The 26,168-nt window shown below is 59.6% G+C and carries 20 protein-coding genes; 14 read left to right on the top strand and 6 right to left on the bottom strand.

Features of this window, described 5'->3' with window-relative positions; translation table 11 throughout:
* Positions 1 to 2: 2 nt before the first annotated feature.
* From PYTT_RS10560 to PYTT_RS10550, 3 genes are read right to left on the bottom strand one after another with little or no spacing between them, the layout of a single operon-like run.
* The gene (locus PYTT_RS10560; RefSeq protein ID WP_067775185.1) at positions 3 to 1,583 is read right to left on the bottom strand and encodes a sigma-54-dependent Fis family transcriptional regulator; all 1,581 of its coding nucleotides are present in this window, start codon (positions 1,581 to 1,583) and stop codon (positions 3 to 5) included.
* Between the two features lie 23 nt (positions 1,584 to 1,606).
* Positions 1,607 to 2,248, bottom strand: coding sequence for an NAD(P)H-dependent oxidoreductase (locus PYTT_RS10555; protein ID WP_067775188.1), 642 nt, complete (start codon positions 2,246 to 2,248; stop codon positions 1,607 to 1,609).
* Between the two features lie 9 nt (positions 2,249 to 2,257).
* On the bottom strand, positions 2,258 to 4,660 hold the full coding sequence (locus PYTT_RS10550; protein WP_067775191.1) for an LptA/OstA family protein: 2,403 nt from the start codon (positions 4,658 to 4,660) through the stop codon (positions 2,258 to 2,260).
* A 520-nt stretch (positions 4,661 to 5,180) separates the two neighbouring features.
* Between PYTT_RS10550 and PYTT_RS10540 the strand changes: the two genes are divergently transcribed.
* On the top strand, positions 5,181 to 6,236 hold the full coding sequence (locus PYTT_RS10540) for a tetratricopeptide repeat protein (protein WP_067775196.1): 1,056 nt from the start codon (positions 5,181 to 5,183) through the stop codon (positions 6,234 to 6,236).
* 34 nt (positions 6,237 to 6,270) lie between these two features.
* On the opposite strand, the gene PYTT_RS10535 is transcribed toward PYTT_RS10540, so the two are convergent.
* Positions 6,271 to 6,870, bottom strand: a complete 600-nt coding sequence (locus PYTT_RS10535; protein ID WP_067775199.1) for a DUF2062 domain-containing protein — start codon at positions 6,868 to 6,870, stop codon at positions 6,271 to 6,273.
* A 149-nt stretch (positions 6,871 to 7,019) separates the two neighbouring features.
* Between PYTT_RS10535 and PYTT_RS10530 the strand changes: the two genes are divergently transcribed.
* The 6 genes from PYTT_RS10530 to PYTT_RS10505 all read left to right on the top strand — a co-directional run bounded on the left by PYTT_RS10530 (position 7,020) and on the right by PYTT_RS10505 (position 13,659).
* Entirely contained in the window at positions 7,020 to 7,826 is an 807-nt protein-coding gene (locus PYTT_RS10530; RefSeq protein ID WP_067775216.1) for a histidinol-phosphatase, read from the top strand.
* Between the two features lie 7 nt (positions 7,827 to 7,833).
* Complete coding sequence (gene ligA / locus PYTT_RS10525; protein WP_067775219.1) at positions 7,834 to 10,137, top strand: NAD-dependent DNA ligase LigA; 2,304 nt, start codon at positions 7,834 to 7,836, stop codon at positions 10,135 to 10,137.
* A gap of 7 nt (positions 10,138 to 10,144) precedes the next feature.
* The gene (locus PYTT_RS10520) at positions 10,145 to 10,690 is read left to right on the top strand and encodes a flavoprotein (RefSeq protein WP_067775221.1); all 546 of its coding nucleotides are present in this window, start codon (positions 10,145 to 10,147) and stop codon (positions 10,688 to 10,690) included.
* A gap of 25 nt (positions 10,691 to 10,715) precedes the next feature.
* Positions 10,716 to 12,071, top strand: a complete 1,356-nt coding sequence (locus PYTT_RS10515; protein WP_067775224.1) for a hypothetical protein — start codon at positions 10,716 to 10,718, stop codon at positions 12,069 to 12,071.
* A gap of 19 nt (positions 12,072 to 12,090) precedes the next feature.
* The gene (locus PYTT_RS10510; protein WP_067775227.1) at positions 12,091 to 12,765 is read left to right on the top strand and encodes an RNA polymerase sigma factor; all 675 of its coding nucleotides are present in this window, start codon (positions 12,091 to 12,093) and stop codon (positions 12,763 to 12,765) included.
* A 114-nt stretch (positions 12,766 to 12,879) separates the two neighbouring features.
* Positions 12,880 to 13,659, top strand: coding sequence for a hypothetical protein (locus tag PYTT_RS10505; RefSeq protein ID WP_067775230.1), 780 nt, complete (start codon positions 12,880 to 12,882; stop codon positions 13,657 to 13,659).
* Between the two features lie 16 nt (positions 13,660 to 13,675).
* On the opposite strand, the gene ruvB is transcribed toward PYTT_RS10505, so the two are convergent.
* Positions 13,676 to 14,695 (bottom strand): Holliday junction branch migration DNA helicase RuvB, encoded by a 1,020-nt coding sequence (gene ruvB, locus PYTT_RS10500; protein ID WP_067775232.1) that lies wholly within the window; start codon positions 14,693 to 14,695, stop codon positions 13,676 to 13,678.
* 178 nt (positions 14,696 to 14,873) lie between these two features.
* Between ruvB and PYTT_RS10495 the strand changes: the two genes are divergently transcribed.
* From PYTT_RS10495 to PYTT_RS10480, 4 genes are all read left to right on the top strand, one after another.
* Positions 14,874 to 16,259 (top strand): ROK family protein, encoded by a 1,386-nt coding sequence (locus PYTT_RS10495; protein ID WP_067775234.1) that lies wholly within the window; start codon positions 14,874 to 14,876, stop codon positions 16,257 to 16,259.
* 75 nt (positions 16,260 to 16,334) lie between these two features.
* Positions 16,335 to 18,737: a serine/threonine-protein kinase gene (locus tag PYTT_RS10490; protein WP_071133460.1), complete on the top strand. Its 2,403-nt coding sequence runs from the start codon at positions 16,335 to 16,337 to the stop codon at positions 18,735 to 18,737.
* A gap of 21 nt (positions 18,738 to 18,758) precedes the next feature.
* A complete protein-coding gene (locus PYTT_RS10485; protein WP_071133459.1) occupies positions 18,759 to 19,826 on the top strand; it encodes an alginate lyase family protein in 1,068 nt (355 codons plus the stop codon).
* A gap of 10 nt (positions 19,827 to 19,836) precedes the next feature.
* Positions 19,837 to 21,525 carry a sulfatase gene (locus PYTT_RS10480; protein ID WP_067775242.1) on the top strand — a complete coding sequence of 563 codons (1,689 nt, stop codon included), beginning with the start codon at positions 19,837 to 19,839 and terminating at the stop codon, positions 21,523 to 21,525.
* 56 nt (positions 21,526 to 21,581) lie between these two features.
* Here PYTT_RS10480 and PYTT_RS10475 read toward each other — a convergent pair whose 3' ends face one another.
* Positions 21,582 to 22,094, bottom strand: coding sequence for a DNA-deoxyinosine glycosylase (locus PYTT_RS10475; protein WP_067775245.1), 513 nt, complete (start codon positions 22,092 to 22,094; stop codon positions 21,582 to 21,584).
* Between the two features lie 152 nt (positions 22,095 to 22,246).
* Here PYTT_RS10475 and PYTT_RS10470 point away from each other — a divergent pair, with 152 nt between their 5' ends.
* From PYTT_RS10470 to PYTT_RS10460, 3 genes are all read left to right on the top strand, one after another.
* Positions 22,247 to 24,391, top strand: coding sequence for a glycoside hydrolase domain-containing protein (locus PYTT_RS10470; RefSeq protein ID WP_067775248.1), 2,145 nt, complete (start codon positions 22,247 to 22,249; stop codon positions 24,389 to 24,391).
* A gap of 150 nt (positions 24,392 to 24,541) precedes the next feature.
* Positions 24,542 to 25,645, top strand: a complete 1,104-nt coding sequence (alr, locus tag PYTT_RS10465) for an alanine racemase (protein WP_067775251.1) — start codon at positions 24,542 to 24,544, stop codon at positions 25,643 to 25,645.
* Between the two features lie 19 nt (positions 25,646 to 25,664).
* Positions 25,665 to 26,138, top strand: a complete 474-nt coding sequence (locus PYTT_RS10460; RefSeq protein WP_067775254.1) for a macro domain-containing protein — start codon at positions 25,665 to 25,667, stop codon at positions 26,136 to 26,138.
* The last annotated feature ends 30 nt before the right edge of the window (positions 26,139 to 26,168 follow it).

Raw genomic sequence — 26,168 nt, 5'->3', positions numbered from 1 at the left:
GGTTACTTGTATTGTGAAGGGGCGATGCGCAGCTGCTTGATGCGGTAATGAAGCTTGCGAACGGTTGTTTGAAGCTCGCGTGCCGCAGATGCCACATTGCCCTTGCTGCGCTTCAGGGCGGCGGCGATCAGCTCCGTCTCGAAAGAAGCCGTCAGCCGCTCCAGCCCAGCCGTCTGCTCGTGGGAAACGGAAAGGGTCTTCACCGGAGCCGTACCGGTAGCGGCCTCCGTCTGCAGGGAGGCGGGAAGGTCGAACGAATTGATGACTCCGCTGCTGGAGACGATCACCGCGCGCTCGATCATGTTTTCCAGCTCGCGCACATTGCCCGGCCAGTGGTAGCTCATCAGCATATCGATCGCCGGAGTGGACAAGCGGACGACTTTCTTGTTGTAAACCTTGTTGTACTTGGCGAGGAAGAAGTCCGCCAGAGAAACGATATCCGACTTGCGGGCGCGCAGGGCCGGCACATGGATGGGGAACACGTTCAGGCGGTAGTACAGATCCTCGCGAAACTCGCCGTCGCGCATCTTCTGCTCGAGGTCGCGACTCGTCGCGGCGATGATACGGGCATTCGTCGAAATCGGCTCCTGCGATCCCACCCGCTCGAATACGCGCTCCTGCAGCACGCGCAGCAGCTTCACCTGCGTTTGCAGGGAAATATCGCCGATCTCATCTAGAAACAGCGTACCGGTGGAAGCCATCTCGAAACGTCCGATGCGCTGCTTGTGCGCTCCGGTGAAGGCACCCTTCTCATGCCCGAACAGCTCGGACTCGATCAGCCCTTCCGGCAAGGCCGCGCAATTGACGGCGACAAACGGGCCGTGGCGGCGATCGGAACCGTTGTGAATGGCCTGCGCGATCAGCTCCTTGCCCGTGCCGGATTCTCCGCGCAAAAGCACCGTTGCCGATGATCGGGCCACCTGAGCGATCTCCAGATGCACGGAACGCATCGCCGACGAATGGCCGATGATCGCCGCCGAGCTGGACTGCTCGCCCAATTCGAGGCGCAGGCGGTCGTTTTCACGCTCCAGGCTCTGCCGCTCGGCGAAATAGAGGCGAACGGATTCGACGGCATCGGCCAGAATATTCGCCACCACCACAAGCAGTTTCATCAGCTTGGACAATGTGTCCGGAAGCTGCACGGGGAAATCCATGGACAGCGTGCCGACCACCTGCCCCGAATGGATGACAGGTACGCAGAGGAACGACTCGGACTCGCCCTCATGCCGCGCTCCCGTCCTGTTCAGGAAACGGCCGTCCATCCGCGTATCGGGGATGACGGCGGGTTCCCCCGTCTTGCCGACCTGCCCCGTAATCCCCTCGCCCAGATGGTAGGTGCCGCGCTCCTTCTCGTCGGGCGACAGGCCGCAGGAAGCCTCCACCACCAGAGAATCGCCGCGCAACAGGGAAAGGGCGCCGCGCACGAAACCCAGTTGGCCCTGAAGAATATTCAACGCCTCCTCCAACAGCTCCCCAACATCGCGCCGCTTCACCAGCACCTTGGAAATACTGGAAAGCACGCGCAGCTCCAGGCTGTCGCCAGCCAGCTCTTCGGCGAGGTTCACTTGCGAAGGAGGAAGCATGGGGAATGCGGCCCGGAAGGTGTTCAGCAGTGCGAAATGACCTTGTCCTTGGGATAGCGCACCTTGGCTTCCAGCGCGTGGGCGTCTTCCGGGCTTCTGTACCCGAACGCCATACCGAGAACCGTACGGTAGGGGGAATCTTCAAGGCCGAGAATCTCGTCGTACTTGGCGGGAACGATACCGCCCATGATGCAGGTATCCACATGCAGGCAGGCGGCTGCGGCTGCCACAAAACCGGCAGCAAGATGCACCTGGCTCTCCATCCACGATTTGCCTTCGTCTCCCTGCCAGAACACGGAATAGCCCTTGTACTTGGCATAGGCGGACTGCATGCGCTCTTCCGACGTATTCAGCACCTCGTGCGCACGATTGATATGCGCCAGCAGGTCGGAATCCTGCACATCGCGGCGGGCGCACAGCACCACGTACTTGCTCGCATCCCGCACCTGCGTCTGGTTGAACGAGGCTTCGCACAGCTTCTCGCGGATTTCGCGGTCATCGACCACGATGAAATGCCAAAGCTGCAGCCCGAGGGAAGACGGAGCCAGATGGAACGCTTCTTCCAGGGCATCCCACGTAGCCGGGGCAATCCTCGCCGCCGGATCGAACTTCTTGCATGCGTAGCGCCACATCAGCGCATCCTTGTATTCCTGAGGTGTCATCATAATCGTGAATCAGTTGATGGTGACGGGGAACCTGTCCCCGGTTTCTCCAAGGGTAAAGCTCAGGCCAAAGCCCGTTTCGCGTTTGCCGCCGTTATCTCGGAAGAAAAGGCTCGCTCCTATGTACCAGGCCCCCACGTTGCGGTACAGGCTGTACTTCTGGATTTGAAGCTGCTTCTGCTCCGCATCCCAGCGCCATTCTCCAGAAATCGCGAAATTCTCGTTGATGCGGTACATCCCGTAGGCCGTCAGCTGGTTGGCATCTTCCAGAATCGGGTGGTGCGTCAGATAGCGGTGTCCGAGAGCAAGCTCCGTCGAACGGGTCGGCTTCCAGCTCATATAGTGGTTGTACTCGCGGTACCCCTGCCCCTCGCCCAGCACCGGGAACTGGCACTCCGACGAAATCGCCAGCCACGGCAGCGGCGACCAGCGCACAATCGAATAAAGATTCGAATAACGGGTATTCTGCTCGTCCTCCGGACGGTGCAAATACGCATCCATAAACGTATCCCACACCAGCCACTCAGACGAAGAACCGTCGCGCGACGTCATCAGCATATTGCGCACGCCGTAGCGGAAAATCGCCCAGTCCGACAGCGAATCGATCGCCGTAAACGTCCCCATATCAAGCGAGCGCGGATTCGTCGTCGATGTCCACCCGTCGATCTGCGGCACGAGCGGATTCACCCCCGTCGCATTCACGAACGAAAACGTACCGCGCGGCTGAATCACATGCCGCAGAGTATTCACGCCGAACGTATCGTTGAACACATTCGAAAACGACTTCGAAAACTTCATATCGAAATCGCACGCCGCATACACAATCCCGCGAGAATCGTTCCCCTGCCCCGCCACATCGTAATACCCCGTGTAGCCGAGACCCGTCTTCGGCGTCAGATTCAGGCAGTTCGCCACCTTGAACGACGTCGAAATCTCATGGTAGGAATGGAGGCGGGCGAAAGAATCCGTATTCAGCATGCGCTCCCAATACTGGCGGGCCGCCGTATTCTCGCGTATCTGGGAAATAATCTCCTGAATGTCCACCCTCTTCTCGGCCGGTACATTCTGGTTCATGAACGAAAAACTGTTCCGGTTCTCGTACACCACGCCGCTCTTGAAAAGAGGCGCGCGGGCGCGCGAATAGGACATCTCCACACGGCTGTCCGTCAGGTAGAAATCGTTCGGATCAAACCGCACCAACAGCGACGAAACGGAACGCTTGTCCGTCCTGTCGAACACCACCGTATTATCCGGCTTATCGTTGGACTGGTAAATATCCTGGAAAAAGTCGCGCAGAACGTACTGGTCGCTCAGATAATTGACATTCGCCTTCAGCCGGTACACGGCCTCCTTATCATCCTCAATGGGGAAATCCCAATATTGCTGGAGAGCGATGCGCGAACGGTCGGAACCCACGGGCTTGCGCGGCTCCCAGAGAGGATTGATGCCGGGGTCGGAATCGTTCACGTAATAGACGGAAAGCCCCGTCATATTGCCCGCTTTCTTCTTCAGGTTCGTATCCTCGAAATCGAATCCGAGGCCGATCCCGCGCCGCTCGCGGTAGTCCACATGGTTCAGCAGCAGATAATCCGAAACCGGAATACCCTTACCCTTCTCCACACGCCTGTTGCCGAGCAGAATACCGTACTCGTTCAGCAGGTACGGCCCCCAGATCGAACGCATACCCGGCCGGGGCGTATAACCCTCCTTCGGATTCAGCGAATGGATGAAATACGGAAAATAGAAAAACGGCGTATCCTTGTAATAAACGCGCAGATGCGAAAACTCCACCTTATCTTCCGGATAAATCTTCAAATGCCCCGTGCGAATCCACGAATTCGGATTCTTCTTATCCTCCGTCGTCACCGATGCATTCTTCGCCTCAATATACTTGCGGCCCTTGGCATCCACGGCATACTCGAAATTCCTGCTCTTCAGAATCATGCCGGACACCTTGGTACGCACATTCTGCACATTGAGCTCCTCCTCATCCGCATAGGAATAGACGGCTCTATCACCACGCGTTATGCTCTCCCCCTGAAACACGCAGACATTCCCGGTAAACGTCACCTCCTTCCGGGTCAAATCGATCTCGGCCCGCTCGGCAAACACCTCGGAACCCGTATCGGTCTTCATCGAAAGAATTGAACCTTCCCCGTCGCAGATCACCTTATTCTCATCCTTCAGGAAACGGGTACTGCCGCCATTGTTCACGATATTCACGGAATCCGGCATCTCGGGCTTCAACCCGCCTCCGGCAAGATTGATCACCCCCCTCGCCGTACCGGCGCCCAACCCCGGTTCGCTTGGCCTCTCCAGCTCCGGTTCGGTCATGCCCGTACGCTCCTGCAGCATGGAAATATCCATGCCGCCGCCGCTATTGAAATCATCGGCCCCCCATGAGGAAGACGACATCAACACGGATGCCGCGGCACATCCTGCATAAACGACACATATCTTCTTCAGCGTCCGCGAATCCATATCTCAGCACAGCTTGCCTGACGCACTCCGGGAAGTCAAGCATCAATCCGTACAGCGCGGAGCCGAAAGAAACGCCGAACAACACCTCCTCACCATCAATCAAAACACTATCCGTCAAGAACAAACGGCCATCGCAACATCGCATGCCGAACCGCCTCACGCGCCGGATTGCAGACGCACATGCGGCATCTGCCTTGAAAAACCATGCAAAAACCACCATTAGAATCACACAGGCAACGTCAAATAAAAAACATGACACACTTTCAAAACGTATTTCCAAATATAACACTCCACACAAAGCAACAATGTATTACACCGAAACCCATTCATCATGTAGAAACAACTCCGAAAACGCATATTCCCGAACAAACATCGCACCCCCAAAACAAAGCCCTCCCACCCGAAAAAAACCTTGCCCGCTTGACTTGCAATCCTTGATTGATACAATACTTCCATGCGGTTTTCCGGAACTCTCTCCATCCTGCTCTGCATCATCCTGACCCACATCCCGGTTCAGGCTGCAAACATTCACGACATCGAAGAACCCGGAAACGAAATCGACCGCGTCGACAACCCCGGCACCGCATTCTCCCGTGGGCAGGACTGCCGCAACAGAAACCAGCCGGAACAGGCATTCCAATGGTTCCTCAAGGCCGCTGAACTCGGACATCCCGAATCCCAGCTGATCATCGGAGAATGTTACACTTGGGGACACGGCACACCCAAAAACCACGACAAAGCCTTCTACTGGCTCCTGAAAGCGGCCGAGCAAAAACAGATGCCTGCCTACAAACTCGTCGCAGGCTGCTACAGATACGGCGTCGGTACGCCGATCAACATCCAGAAGGCAGACTACTGGCAGCGCAAATCCTTACAGGACAAAAAGGAAAAGATAGAACGGCAAACCGGAGTCCAAATTCTCGATACGATCAGCGACGAACCCCTCATGAACCACTATGCGGCGGCAGTCAAAGGCAATCCCATCGATATGGACGACGTCGCATGGGCATTCTTCGAAGGCAAAGGCGTCCCTCAGGACAAGGCGCAGGCCATCGCATGGTGGACCAAAGCAGCCAAACTCGGCGATGCACAATCCCAATACAACCTCGGCAAATGCTATGAATACGGCGAAGGCGCACCCCGCAACAAAAAAGAAGCCCAGCGCTGGTACGCGGAAGCCGACAAACCGCGCAACGGACAGCCTTCATCCTACTTCCGGCAAATCACCGGGAACAACAACCCTACCCGGGGCATGACTCCCGAAATAAAAGCCATTTACGACAAGGCGAAAGCAGGAGACGTCGAAGCCGAGCTCAAACTCGCCTTCTGCTATTACGATGGAGACGGAGTCGCCCGCAACCACGACGAAGCGCGGCAATGGTTCGCACTGGCCGCCGAACACGGCAACGAAACAGCGCGGCGCCTACTGCCGAAATTCCAGCCCATGCGCCGCACATACTGGCGAGTCGGCCGCAACACCGCCTCACGCACCTCGAAAATCAACCTTTGACCCTATCCGTCCACCGGCAAACAAACCTCGGCATTCAACGCCCGCGCCGGCGGCGGAACCAGGACTTGACCGCGATCCCGACATGCCATCCGGCCTGCACCAGCCAATAGCAGACCACGCCGAACAGCACGCAGGTCACCACGCAGCCGAACGCAAACTCGGCAATCGCCCAGCCGAAATGCACATGCTGCAACGGCTGGAGCAACCCATCGAAATTCCATGATTCCACACAGGCGGGAACCTTCATCGCGCTATCCTTCACCAGGCCGAGCGTAGCGCCCGACCCCGGCAGGCCCAGCCATGCAAAAATCACCGAACCCACCCACCACTGCACCGGCCACGCAAACACCTGATAACCGGGAAACGAAATCCAGGCCATCAAAATCGCCACGGGAATATTCCCCTTCCGCCACAGGCACGCAGCCACGCCGAACAAACTCTGCATCGGTACCGGAGCAATCGCACACGCCGCCCCCCATGCCGCACCCGTCGCCACGCCCCGCTTCTCCCACTTCCACAAATGCTCATCAAAAACGCGGGCCGAAAGCATACGCCCCATCCGGGTCTTCTTCCTTCTCTCCTGAATCAGGTAGAACCTGACCCGCCTCATGAGTGTCTTATAGCGTTCTTCCATAGCGCCGGCGCATTCCGGCCGCCTTCTGTACAAGGCCGCCAAAGCCTTTGTACATTACCAGAAACCATCATCCGCACACAAGAGAAAATCCCGCCAACATACAATCATAGGCTTTGACTCACCCCTGCCCCGAAGGTATAATCCCGAACATGTATAGGACGGATTACCACACCCACACACCCCTGTGCCTGCACGCCGAAGGCACACCCGAAGCCTTCGTGGCGCGGGCACTGCAACAGGGGCTGCGGGAATACGGCATCTCCGACCATGCCCCCATGCCCAACGAACCCTTCGACAACTGGCGCATGAAACAGGCCGACATCCCCGCCTACATCGAATGGATCGAACGCGCCAAAGCCGCAGCCGACGGCACCGGCCTCATCATCCGCGCCGGCCTCGAATGCGACTGGGTACCCGGCATCGAACCATGGATCGCCCACCTCGACAGCCTCTACGACTGGGACTACCTCATCGGCTCCATCCACTACCTCGGCAACGGCTGGGACTTCGACGCCCCCGAACGGGCCAACCAATCCAGCCCCGACGGCCTCCATGCCGACTGGGACCACTACTGGCGCGGCTATGCCTCCATGGCCTCCAGCGGACTCTTCCAGATCATGGGCCATTGCGACCTCATCCGCAAATGGGGAGACCGCCCCGAAGGAGACCTCTCCCCGTACTATGAAGCCCCCCTGCAAGCCATCGCGGCGGCAGGAGCCGTACTGGAAATCAACACCGCAGGCTGGCACAAACCCTGCCGGGAACAATACCCTGCCGCACCCATCCTCCGCATGGCCCGCGAAGCAGGCATCCCCCTCGCCATCAACTCGGACGCCCATGCCCCGGAAGAACTCGGCCGCGACTTCGACCGCGCCCTCCTCCTTGCCCGCGAAGCAGGATACACCGAACTCGCCTCCTTCGACAAAAAACGCATCATCCTGCACTCCATCGACTGAGCATCCCATGGCCGACGACCTCTTCGACTTCGCCTCACGACAAGCCACCCCGGCGCAGCGCGCCGAGGAACTGCGCCGCATCCTCCGCCGCAACAACGACCTCTACTACGCCAAAGCCGCACCGGAAATATCGGATGCCGAATACGACAAACTCTTCCGCGAACTCGAAGAACTCGAAGCGCAGCATCCCGAACTCGCCTCGCCGGACTCCCCCACACACCGCGTCGGCAACGACCTCACCGAAGGCTTCCGCAAAATCGGCCACCCGTCGCCCATGCAATCCATCGACGACATCTTCGAGAAAAAACCCGGTGAAGCAGCCCACACAGATCAGGAACTCATCGCCTTCTACGACAGGCTCGCGCGCACGCTCGAACAGGATGCCCCCATCGTCACCGTCGAACCCAAAATCGACGGCGTCGCCGTCACCCTCATGTACCGAAACGGCAAACTGGAATATGCCGCCACCCGGGGAGACGGCAAACAGGGCGACGACATCACCGCCAACGTCCGCACCATCGCCGCCATCCCCGCCGAACTCCCGGCGCCCGCTCCCGCCATCCTCGAAATACGCGGCGAAATCTTCATGCGCTCCGAACCCTTCGCGCAGCTCAACGCCCAGCGCGATGCCGAAGGGCTCCCCGCCTTCGCCAACCCCCGGAACGCCACCGCCGGCACCATCAAACTCCTCAACCCCGAAGAAGTAGCCGCCCGCCCGCTCGACTTCCTCGCCCACGGACTCGGCCTCTACGAAGGGGAACCGCTCACCGACGCCTCCGGCTACGAAAACCTCCTCACCCGGCTCGGCATCCCCGTCAACCGCCCCATCATCATCGCCCGCAGCCTCGAAGAAACAAGGGAAGCAGTCCGCACCGTCAGCAACCTGCGCCAGACACTCGGCTACGGCACGGACGGAGCCGTCATCAAAGTATACGACTTCGCCCAGCGCGGCGAACTCGGCTCCACCGCCCGCGCACCGCGCTGGGCCGCCGCCTTCAAATTCCTCCCCGAACAGCGCGAAACCGTCCTCGAAAACATCGTCATCCAGGTAGGCCGCACCGGAGTCCTCACCCCTGTCGCCGAACTCGCGCCCGTCCCCCTCTCCGGCACAATCGTCTCCCGCGCCACCCTCCACAACCAGGACGAAATCGAACGCAAGGACATCCGCATCGGAGACACCGTCCTCGTCGAAAAAGCCGGGGAAATCATCCCCGCCGTCATCAGCGTCAACAAAACCCTGCGCCCCGCCGCGAGCGAACCCTACAGCCTCTACCACGCCGTCCACGGCCGCTGCCCCTCCTGCGGGGAACCCATCAGCCGCTTCGAAGGACAGGTCGCATGGCGATGCACCAACATCACCTGCCCGGCGCAGGCCGCCACCCGCACCATCCACTTCTGCCGCCGCGAAGCCCTCGACATCGAAAGCCTCGGAGGCTCCGTCGCCGAAACGCTCGTCGCCCGCGGCCTCATCCGCACACCGCTCGATCTCTTCAAACTCGACCTCGAAACCCTCGGCAGCCTCAACCTCGGCACCGATGCAGAACCGCGCCGCTTCGGCGAAAAAAACGCAGCCAAAGCCCTGCAGGCCCTCGCCGACGCACGAAACTACCCCCTCGACCGCTGGATCATCGCCTTCGGCATCCCGAACATCGGAGCCGTCACCGCCCGCCTCGTCGCCACCTGCCACCGGGACCTGCACGACCTCTCCCGCTCGGACTACCTCGCCGCCCTCCTCGAACTCCAAACCATGGCGGACGAATACAAAGCGCTGAACCCGAAAGCCCGCGCCAACAAAACGGACGACGAACAGCTCAAACAGCAACGGGAACTGCGCCGCACCGAACTCAAGGAAACCATGGAACAACGCGCTGCGGAATACACCCGCCGCGGCTACCTCATCCTCAACGCAGACGCCAAAAGCAGCGAACCCATCCTCACCAACCCCGTCGGCAACGTCGCCACCCAAAGCCTTGTGGACTTCTTCCGCTCCCATGCGGGCCGCCATGCCGTCGAAGAACTCGAAACCCTCGGCATCAACCCCTCCTCGGCCACCTACATCGAAAACAAAAACGAAACCGTGGAAGGCCCCCTCTCCGGCAAAACATTCGTCCTCACGGGAGCCCTCAGCCGCCCCCGCCCCGAATACGAAAAACTCATCGCCGCGCAGGGGGGCAAAGCCACCGGAAGCGTCACCAAAAAAACGGACTACCTCGTCGCCGGAGAAGGCGGCGGCTCCAAACGGGACAAAGCCGCCCAGCTCGGCATCCCCGTCATCACCGAAGAACAGCTCCTCTCCATGATCCAACCTTAACCGCACCATGGCCACCATCATCCTCGGCATCACCGCCTCCATCGCCGCCTACAAAGCTGCCGACATCGTCTCCCTCCTCGTCAAACGCGGGCACGATGTCCACTGCATCTGCACCGAAAAAGCCCTTGCATTCGTCACCCCTCTCACCCTCATGACCATCTCGCGCAACCCCGTCCTCTCCAGCTTCGAGGATGAAACCCGCGACTGGATGCCACCGCACATCGCCCTCGCCGACAAAGCGGAACTCTTCGTCATCGCCCCCGCCACCGCGGACATCATGGCCCAAATGGCCTGCGGCCTCGCTCCGAACCTCCTCACCTCCGCCTATCTGGCGAACCGCGCCCCCGTCCTCATCTTCCCCGCCATGAACTGCCGCATGTGGGACCACCCCGCCACGCAGGCCAACGCAGCCACCCTCGCCGCACGCCCCGGCCACCGCATCGTCGGCCCGGCGGAAAGCGGCATCCTCGCCTGCGGAGCCGAAGGCAAAGGCAAACTCCTCCCCGTCGAAACCGTCGTCGAACAAATCGAAGCCGCCATCCCCGGCCATTAACCGGCCCCACTCCCGCCTTCATGCCATGCTGACCGTCTCCCAAATCGAAGCGGCCTACCCGCCGCAGGGCCTCTTCCCCCGCAGCGCGGAACGGACGGAAGACCTCCTTGATGCCGATGCCCCATCCACCGGCTACCGGCACTTCCCGTGGCTCCTCTCCCCCGCGCCGCTGGAACTGGAAAAACCGCTCATCCGGCAACTGCAGGGCCTCGGCCACATCCTCGCCAAATTCCAGGATGCCTGCCACGAACTCTACCACCGCTCCGCCGCTGGCGAAACACACCCGTGGATTGCAAAAATGCTCGACGCCGGCAAACCCGACTGGCTCGTCGCCGCCCAGCGAAGCCGCCGCCTCCGCCAAACCGCGCCCCGCATCATCCGGCCCGACCTCATGCTCACCGACGGCGGCTTCGCCATCACCGAACTCGACAGCGTCCCCGGAGGCCAGGGCATCACCGCATGGCTCTCCGCCCTCTATGCCGGAGACGGCTACTCCATCCTCGGCGGAGCCACGGGCATGATCGACGGCTTCCGCGCAGCCCACCCCGGAGGAGCCCACTTCCTCATATCCGAAGAATCCTCCGACTACCTGCCGGAAACGAACCTCTTTGCCGCCATGCTCGGCGATGGCTACACCGTCGGCCGGGCGGAAACCGCCGATGCTGCCGCCCTTCAGGGAAAAACCGTCTACCGCTTCTTCGAACTCTTCGACACCGACAACATCCCCCCCTCACGCGACCTCATCGACCACGCCGCACAGGGCAGACTCAGCCTCTCGCCGCCGCCCATCCAGCACCTTGAGGAAAAAGCATGGCTCGCCCTCTTCCACATGCCCGGCCTCCAGTCCACCTGGAAAACCCTCCTGCGAGGATCCCACTACGACCGCCTCCGGGAAATCATCCCGCACGGCTGGCTGCTCGACCCCGCCCCCCTGCCCGAACAGGCGGCCCTCCCGTGGCTCAACCTCCACTCATGGATGGAAGTCGCCCGGCTCAGCCAAAAAGAACGCCGCCTCGTCCTCAAAATCTCCGGCTTCGACCCCACCTCATGGGGAGGGCGCGGCGTCCACATCGGCCACGACATGCCATCCCCGGAATGGCAAGCCGCCATCGAAAGGGCGCTTGCCGACTACCCGGAAAAACTCTGGATCATGCAGGAATTCCACCCGGGCCGCATCATCGAACACTGGCACTACAGGCAGGATGAAGGCGACCCGCGCGCCAGCCTCATGCCCGGCCGCGTCCGCCTGTGTCCCTACTACTACCGCCATGCGGACGGCAACACCGTCCTCGGCGGATGCCTCGCCACCATCGTCCCCGCCGACAAGAAAAAAATCCACGGCATGAGGGATGCCATCCTCGTGCCTTGCACACCGGCCTGATTCATGTTATCCTACTGCTATGTTTGACGATCCGGACACCGAATTTGAGCCCCCGAACGAAGAGCTCGAACAATACGCCGACCGCACGCGCAAAAGCCTGATCGCCCGTCTTGAAAACTGGGAAGACCAGCGCAGCTGGGACGAATTCTACCGCACCTACTGGCGGCTCATCTACACCGTCGCCCTCAAGGCAGGACTGCGCGAAGACGAAGCCTGGGACGTCGTCCAGGAAACCATCCTCTCCATCGCCAAGCAAAGCCGCAAACAAATGTACGACCCCACACAGGGATCCTTCAAAATGTGGCTCTGGAACATGACCCGCTGGCGCATCAACGACCAGTTCCGACGCCGCAAAAAAGACACCTCCATGCTCCTGAACAACGACATGGCGGGGGCCGAACACCCGCTGGAGCAAATACCCGACCAATCCGGCGAAAACTTCGAAAAAGTCTGGGACAAGGAATGGCAGAACAACCTCATGCAGGCTGCCCTTGCCCGCGTCAAAACGAAAGTCTCCCCGAAACAATACCAGATATTCGACTACAACGTCCTGCGCGGCATGAGCCCTGCCGAAATCAGGAAAAAACTCCGAATCTCCATCGCGCAGGTCTATCTGGCCAAACACCGCGTCGGCGGAGTCCTGAAAAAGGAACTCGAATACCTCAAGGCGCAAGGCGAAGACCCGGCGAGCTGAACGCACCGACTCGCCCCCCTTAACGGGCAACCATCCTTTTTCTAACATTTATACTGCCGCCGCTACCCAAAAAGATACAGAAATGCTACAGTAGTGAATCACTCGGCACCCGCCATGAACACCGCCCGCATTCTCACCATCGCAACCGCTCTGCTGGCAGGCACGGGCACAGGCCGTGCCTCGAACGCATCCACGGCAGTAAACGACCCCGTCTCCAACCGCTCATCCCACACCCCTTGCCCCTTCACGCGCATCTGCACGCCGGACCGGCTCGACTACACCGTCGAAACCGTCTGGGGCAGCAAATACGAAGGCGAAGGCCTCAACCTCTGGGGAAGCAGCTACACCGCCATATCTATCGCGGCAGAATGCAACGACCTCATCTTCAAAACATGGTACGGCGTCGCCGACTCGGCCAACCACGGAGAACTGAAATACAGACTCGAATACAAACGGGAAATCGGCCGCCTCACCATCATGCCCTGGTACGAACACAGCTTCGTCTTCCCCGGCGACAGAGGCATTCCCCGCCCCGGCATCAAAATGGCATGGCATTTCAACGAAACCTTCTTCGCCGGGCCGGACGTATACTGGCAGGAAGTCAACGGACGCATGCTCGGCTACTACGCAGCATTCGCCGGAGCGCAATTCAAACCGGCTTCCAGCCTCCTGCTTGACACCACCCTGCGCTACGGATACAACGGAGGCTATGTCGGCGGCACCATACCCCGCGGATCCAACGCCCTCGACTACTACATCACCCTCACATGGAAATACGACGAACGCATCGAACTCGACCTTCACGCCAGCTACAGCCAGGCCCTCACCACCCTGCGCTCCCAGCACCGGGGCAACGACTTCTATTACGGAGCCAGAATTCGCATCAACTTCTGAACGGAACGGCCCACCATCACCACAACATCCCCTGCGAACCGGAAGGCACGGGCGCACCGATCTTCTCGTAGGCGGAAGGCATCGCCACACGGCCGCGCGGCGTACGCTTCATGAACCCCTGCATAATCAGGAACGGCTCATGCACATCCTCCAGAGTCGAAGCATCCTCACCGAGAGCCACCGCCAGAGACGACAAACCGACCGGACCTCCGGCAAACTTGAAAATCAACGCCTCCAGCAGCCGCTTATCCATCTCGTCAAGCCCGTCTTCATCGATATCGATCATCCCGAGCGCATCCTCGGCCACGGAAGCGGAAATCACCCCGTCCGCCTTCACCTGAGCGAAATCGCGCACCCAGCGCAACAGGGAATTCGCCACGCGCGGCGTACCGCGGGAACGCAAGGCAATCTCCTTCGCCCCCTCCTCCACAATCGGCACATCGAGCAACCCGGCTGAACGGTGAATAATCCGGCACAACTCCTCGGCCGAATAATAATCCAGCCTGTTCACCAACCCGAACCGGGAACGCAGCGGCCCCGTCAGCATCCCGGCGCGGGTCGTCGCCCCCACCAGCGTAAACTTCGGCAAATTCAACTGAATCGACCGCGCATTCGGCCCCTGGTCGATAATAATATCAAGGCGGAAATCCTCCATCGCCGGATACAGATACTCCTCAATCGCCGGATGCAGGCGATGAATCTCATCAATAAACAGCACATCCCCCTTCTCCACGCTCGTCAGAATCCCGGCCAGATCGCCGGCCTTCTCGATCTGCGGCCCCGAAGTCGTATGAATACGCCGCCCCACCGCATTGGCGATAATATTGGCCAGCGTCGTCTTCCCCAGCCCGGGAGGACCGCTCAGCAGCACATGGTCCAGCACATCGCCACGCTGGCGGGCAGCCTCCACCATCAGCAGCAACCGCTCCTTGATCTTCTCCTGCCCGCAAAACTCGCTGAACGCCGGGGGGCGGAGAGAAAGATCGAAACTCGTCACCGGAGCTTCCGTCGCCTGAGAGTAATAGGATTCGCCCATATTCGCCGTCCTTTCTATAGAAAAGGCCGCCCGAGGTCAAGCGCGGGAAACGTCAGGCTGCCCGTACACGCTGCGAGAACCCCGCGAACGCACGGCGAACCAGCCCTTTATCCCGGACAGACGGAAAAATATACTTGCCAACATTGCCGCCCGTATGCTAAACACTTCTTGTATTGTCATGAACATTCAACCCAAAATCACACCCGTACTCGACCCGGGCTTCGTACCGGCCGTTCTCTGGAACCAGGCATTCGAAGCGAAAGTCGCAGCCGAACTCGCCTCTCATCAAGTGGACATTGCGTTGACCCGTGTCGATGGCACCTGCTTCCGCTGGTCCGGAAAAATCCTTCCCCAGACGGGTGAAAACGTCGCTCTCAACAACCGCTACATCGAACGCATCGTCAAATTCCTCCTCTGGCAGAAAGGCGGCAACATCATCCTCGTCGCCGGGGACGACGCCATCGCCGACATGCTCGCCTCGCAATATTGCGAAGGCGGAGCCCGCGAATTCGACTGGGACTTCATCGGCAAAAAAATCTACGGCGCACCGATCACCGTCCAAAAAACCACGGTCGACGCCCTTCCTCCCGAATACTCCGGATCGATGACTCTGGGCCGCAACCTCGACGGCTACCGCATCGGCTTCGACCTCGGCGGTTCCGACCGCAAATGCGCCGCCGTCGTCAACGGTGAAGTCGTCTACTCCGAAGAAGTCGTCTGGGACCCCTACTTCCAGAAAGACCCGCAATACCACATCGACGGCATTCAGGACTCCCTCGAACGCGCCGCCGCCCACCTTCCCCGCGTCGATGCCATCGGCGGCTCCTCCGCCGGCGTCATCATCAACAGCGAAGTCCGCACCTCCTCCCTCTTCCGCGGCGTCAGCCAGGAAGACATCGAAAAAACCCTCGGCAAAGTCTTCCGTACCCTCCAGAAGGAAAAGTGGAACAACATACCCTTCGAAGTCGTCAATGACGGCGAAGTCACCGCTCTCGCCGGAGCCATGGGCATGAACGACAACGCCGTCCTCGGCGTCGCCATGGGCACCTCCGAAGCCGCCGGCTACGTCGATCCCGAAGGCCACATCAAACCCTGGCTCAACGAACTCGCTTTCGCCCCTGTGGACTACTCGTCCGAAGGCGGCATCGACGAATGGTCCAAGGACATGGGCGTGGGAGCCCTCTACTTCTCCCAGCAGGCCGTTGCCCGCCTCGCCCCGCGCGCCGGATTCGACTTCGGCTCCATGCCCTTCCCGGAACAGCTCAAGAAAGTACAGGCTGCCATGGCCGAAGGCGACGAACGCGCACGCAAGATCTACGAAACGATCGGCGTACACTTCGGCTACGCCATCGCGCACTACGCCACCTTCTACGACATCCGCAACCTCCTCTTCCTCGGCCGCGTAGCCTCCGGAGACGGCGGACAGATCATCATCGACCAGGCCGAAGAAGTCCTTCGCACCGAATTCCCCGATCTCAAGATCGCCCTTCGCGTGCCGGATGAAAAGACCAAGCGCCACGGCCAGGCAGTAGCCGCCGCATCGCTGCCCAAGGTCGTCAAGTAAAACACCGAATTCACACAGCGGGGAGGATGGACGACACCTCCCCGCTTTTTGTTTCAAGCCATCACGCTTCCTGCCATGATTCAACCGAGCGACATCTACACCTGCCCCGATTGCGGCTCTCCCATGGACATCGGCCAACTCAGCCCCTTCTCCCTGGCGCAATGCCCCACGTGCAAATCCCTGCACAGAGTCCACACCCGGCTGGGCGTCTATGAAATCACGGACAAACTCGGCGTCGGAGGCATGAGCATCGTCTTCCGGGCCACGGACATGGTACTGGGACGCGAGGTTGCCCTCAAAATCCTCAACGAAACCTACTACGACAAACCCGAACGGGTCGCGCGATTCGAAAAGGAATCCGCCCTCATGGCGAAAGTCCACCATCCCAACGTCGTCAACATCTACTCCATCGGGCAGGCGCTCAACCACCTGTACATCGCCATGGAACTCATATCGGGCACCGACATCGAAACCATGATCGGCCAGCGTAGGCAAATCCCCGAAGCGGAAACGCTCGACATCGCCCTGCAGGTTGCGGAAGGACTGCAAGCCGCCCAAAAAGCCGGATTGCTGCACCGCGACATGAAACCGGCCAACATCCTGATCACCCCCAAGGGACAGGCAAAAATCGTCGACTTCGGCCTCGCCCTCCTCCAATCCGATCAGGACACGGAAAAAGAAATCTGGGTCACCCCCTTCTACGCACCGCCCGAAACCCTCAACCGCTCCAAGGAAGACTTCCGGTCGGACATCTACGCGCTCGGCGTCACCATGTTCCACATGCTCGTGGGCAAACCGCCCATCGCCTCCGGCATCAACTCCGTCAGAAAACTCCTCGAAATCAAGAAAAAACTGCCGAAAATCCAGCAGCTGGCGCCGGAACTCTCCAAAGCGACATGCGACCTCATCAACCGCATGATGGCATTCTCCATGGCGCGCCGCCCGCAAAGCTACCAGGCACTCATCGACGACATCAACGAAGCCCGCGCCATCTGCGACGCACAGGCCAACGGGGACCGGAAAAGCATGCGCGCCCTCTACTTCCGCCGCTACAAAAGAAAACAATCCAAATACCTTCTTCTCGGAGGCATTGCGCTCGTCCTCATCATCCTGACCGTCATACTCCTCCTGCCGGGCCGCAACCCGGAACCAGCCGCGCCCAAAACGGCCGCCACCTCGTCCGCGCCCACCGTACACCATCAGGAAACTCCGCTGAACGCACCGGAAACCGCCCTCCTCTACGGAGATTTCGGCAAAGCGGCCAAAGCCTACGAAGAAGTATTCCTGAACAATCAGGACGACACCGCACTCAGCGCATGGTGCGCCATGAACGCCTGCCTCTGCAAATGGATATCCGGACCGGGCAACAACCTTCAGGAAGGACTCGACCTGCTCCAGCAACTCGAAACCGTGCCGCTCATCAGACAGTCACCCCGGGAAAGCACTCGCTACATCATCACCCTGCGCGATTCCCTTCTGGACAAAAACTGGCTGCAGAAAACAGCCAAAATACCCGGCACCGACCGAATCAAACTCCGCGCGGCCGCCAACCTCGCGATCGGCCTGCGCCACCTGAACAGCAAACATCTCGAACAGGCGCTGCGCTCGCTGAAAGAAGCGCAGCAGGCATATATCGAAGAAAGCGAACCGCCCTACAAAGGCTACCTCAAACCCATCGGCCTCTGCATCGCCGACCTCGAAAACTTCGAGAAATTCCGCACCATGCCGGAAACCACCGCCACGGAACGCAAACAGAAAATCCAGAAAGGAAACGAACTGGCGCAAAACCGGAACAACCGCTACTTCCAATCGCCTTACCGCGACCATCTCGTCAACATCCTCCACGACGAATCCACGAGGCTGACTACGACCGACAAACCCTCCAACGAGCAGGAAACGGGCGTACAAGAAAGCGGCTACCGCAATATCCTGAAAAAAGGATCAGCCCAGCTGGACAAAAACCGCTTTCGTCAGGCAAGCAACCTCTTCTATGCCGACCGCGACAACTTCTCCGACCTCTCGGCGGAATACAAAGCGCTGTCCACCTACGCGGCCGCAGCGGAAATCGCGGACACCTACCTTCGGGCTACGAGCAAACGGCTCGCTGCATCCGCACTGCCGTCAAGCTACCCGGTCACCGACCGTAAAGGCAAAAAATACACGATCACGGGCTATGCGGACAACCGCCTCACCGCAGACAACGATCAAGGCGAACCCGCCACGCTTGATTGGAGCGACCTCTCGGACGAATCCCTGATCCATCTCTTCAAAGCCGTCATGCAGGACAAACCGGGCATCGACTCCGACAACAGCCGGAAACGCCATCAGGCACAGGTCGCCCAGGCCGCAGACGAATTCCTCGCCATCCTCCAATTGCTCAGAAACACAGGCAAAACCGCAACCATGCCTATCCTGCCAGCCCAAAGCTCGCAGCTCTTCCAAAGCATCTGGAACGAATGGAAACCCACTCTTCATTAACAGTCAATCCCTGATAAAACCATGACTTCCGCGATACCGCTTCTATTCCTCCTACCGGCAGCCTCCTTGCATGCAGCCGCACCGAAGCCCCAGCCTTCGGCACAGGAACAGGCGCTCACCGTTCCCATACGCGGACTCAACGAAAAACGCCTCATCCTCCCCGGCGTCAAAGCCGCCGCTAATGAATACGTCAGCTACGCCATCTACTACTGGCCCGACCCTGCGAAACCCGGCGATCCCTACCGCGTCATCGACGGCAAAAAAAACGCAGAACTCATGGAAAGCGGAGACCTGCAACGTCTCGCCGACATGCTGCGCAACGTCCGCATACTGGGCGATGCCTACGCCAAAACGCACGACAAACGCTACGCCGTCCGTGCGGGGCAATGGCTCCGCCACTGGTTCGTCAACCCCAAAACTAAAATGCAGCCTCATCTGGCATACAGCCAGATACGCCCGGGACACGAAACCAGCGGCCTCGGCGGAGGCATCATCGACATGGCCAACCTGCCGGACACCCTCCGGGCCATCTCCGGACTGCGCCGCTCCCCTGCTCTCACGCAAAAAGAATGGACCGCCGTCGATGCATGGCTGCGCGACTACGGCCGCTGGCTGGCTGACAGCCCGGCAGGCCAGCATGAACGAAAAACATCCAACAACCACTTCCTCTACTACATGGCCCAGCGTGCCGCCATCGCCAGCTACCTCGGCGACACCGCTTCCGCCCGCACCTGCCTCGAAGAAGCCCGCTCCCGCATGGGCGACCACATCGCCCAGGACGGCAGCCAGCCGCATGAAACCAAACGAGCCAAGGGTGGCTCCTACAGCATCTATGCCCTGAAAGCATGGTTCCTACTCGCCGAGCTTGGGGAAAAAAACGGAGTGAACTACTGGAACTACCATGCACCCAACGGTGCATCCCTCGCCAAAGCGTACGCCTTTCTCTACGCCATGGCTCAGGAGGAAAAACGGAACTCTTCCGCCAACGCACCTCAAATCTCCGACTCTTCGCTCAAAACCATGGGCAGAACACTCTCCTCCAAACTTGCCCCGAATTCTCCTGATAGAACACTGCTTCCGGCAACGTAAATATTGAAATATGAACCTTATCCCCTCCAAACAGGTCGTATCCGGCATGCTCGCCGCATGTCTGGCCGGTGCCGGATTTGCGCCTGCCGAACCTGCCGACAAACAGCAGGAAAAACCGAACATCATCCTCTTCATGGTCGACGACATGGGCTGGCAGGACACCTCCGTCCCCTTCTGGACGGATGACAAAGGCAACCCGAAACCCACCTTCCTGAACAAGCGCTACCGCACGCCGAACATGGAAAAACTCGCCGAACAAGGCGTCAAATTCACGCAAGCCTACGCCCAGCCCATCTGCTCACCCTCCCGTTGCAGCCTCATGTCCGGCATGAGCTCGGCTCGCCACCGCGTCACCAACTGGACCCTCAAAAAAGACACCACCACCGACGCCAACAACAAAGACATTCTGCCGCCCGCATGGAGCGTCAACGGCATCCAGCCCGCAGGCACCAAACCGTCCGGCGACACCACGCGACCCATCACGGAAAAACCGTTCAGCTACAGCATGGTCAAACCCTACACGGAAATCACGGCATTGCCCGAACTGCTCAAAAAACAGGGCTACACCACCATCCATTGCGGCAAAGCCCACTTCGGCAGCCGTGACACTCCGGGAGCCAACCCCAAACACTTCGGCTTCGACTACAACATCGCCGGCACGGAAATCGGCGGCCCCGGAGACTACCGCGGAAGCAAGCAATACGGCAACAACGACTTCCACGTCTGCGGCCTCGATGAAAACAACTACTACGAAAACGACACCTTCCTCACCGAAGCCCTCACACAGGAAGCGCTCAAACGCGTAGAAAACATTCGCACATCCCCGAAGGAATCCGGCAAACCCTTCTACCTCTACATGGCGCACTATGCCATCCATGCGCCGTTCGACCAAAGAGGCTACGACAAACGCTATGCCGAAACCTACCAGAACCCGAACGACGGCAAACCCTGGTCCGACAACGAAAAACGCTACAGCGCGCTCATCGAAGGCATGGATAAAAGCCTTGGAGACATCCGGACCTATCTTGAAAAACACGACCTTGCCAAAAACACCGTCATCATCTTCATGGCGGACAACGGCGGCCTTGCCATCAGCGGACGCCTCGGCAACAAACTTGCCAACTATCCCCTCTCCTTCGGCAAGGGCTCCTGCCGCGAAGGCGGCATCCGTGAACCCATGATCGTCTACTGGCCCGGCGTCACCAAAGCCGGAACCGTCAACGACACGCCCGTCATCATTGAAGACTTCTTCCCCTCCATTCTGGAAATGGCCGGAGCACGCAACCTGAACACTGTCCAGAAAGTGGACGGCAAAAGCTTCGTGCCCGCCCTCAAAGGCAGGAAAATGGATGTCGAACGTCCGCTCCTCTTCCACGGCCCGAACATCTGGGGAGAAGGCAGCGGCAACAACAACAATTATTCCCCGGCCACCGCCATGCGGCAGGGAGACTGGAAACTCATCTACTGGCATCCCGACCAGAGATTCGAACTCTTCAACCTCGCAAACGACATCGGCGAAGAGCACAACCTCGCCACAGCCGAGCCGAAACGCGTCAAAACCATGGCAGCGACCATGACCAAACTGCTGAAAGAACGCACAGCCCAGATGCCCTCCTTCAAGGCAGGCAACAGCAAAGGCATGCCGGCAGGCACCCCCATTCCGTGGCCGGACGAATCCGCCCGTCAGCAATTCAAATAAACACGGCTCCAGCCGCCTTCCCGCCCCTTCTCCGAATCACCGGGGGAGGGGCTTTTTCATACGGCATGCCGTCGAATCAAAGGAGCCAGCGCCTCCTCATAGGCACTGAACTTCTCGTCGAAGCCGAACCTGGCTGCCGCAGGGCTCGTCGAGGGAAGAAGCAGCACGCGACAACCGTCTTCGCCGAACAAAACGGGGAAATACCGTTTCAAATACCGGTAGGATGTCCCTCCATTGCAGCAAATCGTCTTGATCGTCGCATACTCGTGCAGCAGGGAGGCAACATCGTTCGGCCTCTCGTCCCGGATAGCCGAATCCAGACTGCCCGGACGCATCCCCGAAAGCACCACATCCCACAAGGCAATTCCCGCATCGTTCAACCTATCGAGACGATCCTCGTACGGCAAATCGGGCGAAAACCCGCACAACCTCCCCATAATCTTCCAAAAGGCATTCCGGGGATGGGCATAATACTGAGCCATCCGCAGAGAAGCATCTCCCGGCAGGGAACCCAGCACCAGCACGGAACATCCCGGTTTCACGGCAGGGGCAAACGAATACTTCAACATAGGCGCTCGGTTTTCCCATCAAGTACAACATATCCGGCAGGCAGGCAAGGCAAAAACGCACCTTCAGCCGCCATCTCTGAAAAACAGGCGCGAAAGACGTGAAATATTGATCTCTTCCCATCCGTATATACTGGTTGATTATGCGCACACACATGTCACGTCTTCTGTTGGGTTCCCTGTTGGGAACAGCTTCCCTCCTGTCGGTGCCCTCAGCATCTGCACAATCTCCCGACCGCCATCCACTCTATGAACCCGGCGTTCCGCAGGGCGGCAAAGCCTCGGCGGAAAACCTCTTCACCGGAGCCAAAGCCACCGCATCAGGCAGCTTTGAAAACTTCAAGCCCGAACTCGCCATCGACGGCAACTCCGCCAACGGCAACCAGTACTGGGGCTGTGAAAACCTCCCCGTCTGGCTTCAGATCGACATGGGCGTACCGAAACAGCTCTCCTCCATTCACATCTGGCCCTACTGGGCGGATGGCCGCATCTACAAATACATCATCGAAGGCTCGAACGACGGCAAAACGTGGAAAACACTCGTCGACCAAAGCGCCAACTCCATCACGGGCACAGCCGAAGGCTCGCAATACAGCTTCGCTCCGCAAAACGTCCGCTACGTCCGCGTCACCATCACCGGCAACAGCACCGGAGCCAAAAGCGGAGGCCACATCGTCGAAATACAGGGCTTCGGCCCCGGCCAGTCCAGCGGCCTGAATGCCAGCGCCATTCCCGCCGAAGAACGCATGCCCCGCACGGGAGCACCCGCAGCGGGCAGCAGGCTCGACGGCGTATCCGGCAAGGCATGGCGCGGCGAGCGCATCAACGGACAGGTAGCCGCCTGGTCAGCCCGCGACCTCAAACAACTGCGCGTCAAGGGAGGCGCCGTCGCCAATGCCTCCGGCGACAAAATCCCCGTCCAGGCATCCTTCATCCGCTTCACCCGCACCGGGAAAACGGCGACCGCCGACATCATCGGCACCGAAACCCGCGGTGAACTGGCCGGCGGCACCATCCGCCCCATCTGGGTCGGCATCGACGTACCCCAACAGGCGAAACCCGGCACCTACAAAGGCAACATCGTCGTTGAGGCCGAAGGCGTCCCCGCCGTCAGCGTACCCGTCAGCATCGACGTCCTGCCCTACACCCTGCCCTCGCCCGACAAATGGAAAGTCCATCTCGACCTCTGGCAGCATCCCGAAGCCGTCGCACGCTACCACGGCGTCGAAGCCTGGTCGCCGGAACACTTCGCCATCATGAAGCCCCTCATGAAGCGACTTGCCGATGCAGGCCAGAAAACCATCACCTGCTCCCTCATAGACGAAGCATGGAACGGCCAGACCTACGACTGGTGGCCTGCCATGATCGAATGGACCAAGGGCAAGGACGGCAAAATGCACTACGACTATGCCAACTTCGACAAATGGGTCGCCTTCATGCTCAACGAGGTCGGCATCAAAGACCAGATCATCTGCTACACCATGCTTCCGTGGTCGATGAAAGTTCGCTACATGGACGAAGCCACCGGAGACTACAAATACATCGACCTTAAGCCCGGCGATGCATCCTTTGAAAACATTTGGGGCCCCTTCCTTGCCGACTTCCAGACCCACCTGAAAAAGAAAGGCTGGTTCGACAAAGCCTGCATCGGCATCGACGAACGCCCGGACAAATTCGTCCGCGCCGCCAAAGACGTGATCGACAAGCATGCCCCCGGCATGAAAATTGCCTCTGCCGTCAATTCTCCTTCGGCAACAACACGTCTCGTTTACGACCTTTCCCCTGGAATCCAGCACTCCCAAACCGTCATGGGCGATATCCTGAAGGAACGCAAGGCCAACGGACTCAAAACAACCTTCTACGTATGTTGCGGACCCGACAAGCCGAACACCTTCACCACCTCGCCCCTCCCAGAATCGGAATGGCTCGGCCTCTTCGCCGCCGCCAACGACCTCGACGGATTCCTCCGCTGGGCCTACAACTCATGGGGCAGAAACCCGTTCGAAACGACCGACTTCGGCAACTGGAAATCCGGCGACTGCTACCTCGTCTATCCGGGCAACCTCACCTCCATGCGCTTTGAAAAACTCCGCGACGGCCTCGAAAACTTCGAGAAAATCCGCATCCTGCGCGAACAGGCGGACAAATCCCCCGCCGCCAAAGCCGCTGTAGACAAAATGAACAGCGAACTCAAAGGCATCTTCACCATCCAGCGCAGCCGAGGCAACGAACACGCAGCCGACGTCAAGCGGGCCAATGCCATCATCAACGAAACGGCCGCAGCCGTCTCTCCCAAATAACGGCGAAAACCATACCGCCATCTATTCATGATCCACACGGCCGGGGGCAACCCCGGCCGTCTTGCCTACTCCACTACCCCTTTTCCTCCTCCCCGGCCTCAGAACGGAATTTCGTCTTGCATTCCCGCACCGCGCGTGTAGCATTCGTACATGTCCGTCACTGACAACCTCCGCGCCTGGGCCCAGATCGATACGGGAGCTATCCGCCACAACCTGAACGTGGTTCGCCGGGTCATGCCCGAACACCACATGATGGCCATCATCAAAGCGGAGGCCTACGGACACGGCCTCGAAGGAGTCGCCACCGCACTCGACCATGAAAACCTCGCCTTCTTCGGCGTCGCCACCGTCGCCGAAGCCCTTCGTGTCCAAAAGGCGGGATGCTCCACCCCCATCTTCATCCTCGGCCCCTGCTTCCCGGCGGAACGCGAAATCATCGTCCAGCACGGCTGGCGCACCGCCATCTCCAGCATCGAAGAAGCGGAACACTTCGACTCCATCGGCCGCCTCTACGGCAAAAAAGTCTACACCCACATCTGCGTGGACACCGGCATGGGCCGCAGCGGCTTCCTTCCCACGGAACTCGGTGGCCTCACCGACAAACTCTCCCGCATGGAACACCTTCAGCTCGAAGGCATCTTCTCCCACCTCTCCGCCGCCTCCGAAGACATCTCCTTCACCCACCAGCAAATCCGCTCCTTCGAAGACTCCGTCCGCGAACTCGCAGCCAACCGAAAATTCCCCTACATCCACCTCTGCAGCAGCGCCGCCGTCTTCAACTACAAAGTGCCCTCGGCCAACATGGTACGCCTCGGCCGCCTCCTCTACGGCTACTCGCCCATGCCCTCGCCGTACAACCACGAACTCCGCACCACCCTCACCCTGTACAGCCGCATCACCCTCCTCCGCACCCTGCCCAAAAACCACGGAGTCTCGTATAACCACTGCTACATCACCACCGTCCCCACCCGTGTGGCAACCATCGGCATCGGCTATGCGGACGGCTACCTGCAATACCTCTCCAGCCAGGGCGCACGCGTCTACATCAACGGGGAATACTGCCCCGTCCTCGGCCGCATCACCATGGACCAGATCATGGTAGACGTCACTCACATGCAGGGCCTCGCCTCCGGCGACATCGTCGAAATCATGGGGCCGCACGTCAGCTGGGCAGAACTCACCGAACGGGCCAAAACCATCCCCAGCAACATCCTCACCAGCATCAGCGCCCGCGTCCCTCGCATTTATATCTGAAACAAGTTAGCCCCATCCCATGACACCCGAAACCATCTACGGCGACCTTCTCGAACAACAAGTCGATGCCATCGTCAACCCCTGGAACCGCAACCTGATCCCCTGGTGGCTCCTCCTGCCGCAAGGCGTCTCGGGAGCCATCAAAAAATGCGGCGGTTACAAACCGTTCCGGGAAATCGGCAAAGCGGGCATCATCCCGCTCGGCCATGCCGTCCTCACTTCCCCCGGACGCCTCCCCTTCAAAGGCATCATCCACGTCGCAGGCATCAACCTCTGCTGGTTCGCCACCGAATACTCCGTGCGGCAATCGGTACGCTCCGCCATGGAAATCGTCCGCCGCGAAGGATACCGCTCCGTCGCCTTCCCCCTCATCGGAGCCGGATCGGGCAACCGCTCCGCCGACTGGTCGTACCGACTCATCGAAGACGAACTGGGTAAAATCGAAACGGATGCCCGCGTCCTCATCGTCCGCTACCAAAAGAAACGCGGCTGAATCCACAGCTGCCGCCACCCCCTTTCTCCT

Origin of the sequence: Neoakkermansia glycaniphila (assembly GCF_900097105.1) — a bacterium.
In the GTDB taxonomy this organism is placed as follows: Bacteria; Verrucomicrobiota; Verrucomicrobiia; order Verrucomicrobiales; family Akkermansiaceae; genus Akkermansia; species Akkermansia glycaniphila.
Note: the sequence above shows the minus strand (reverse complement) of the source record. Positions and strands in the feature narration are given on the sequence as shown.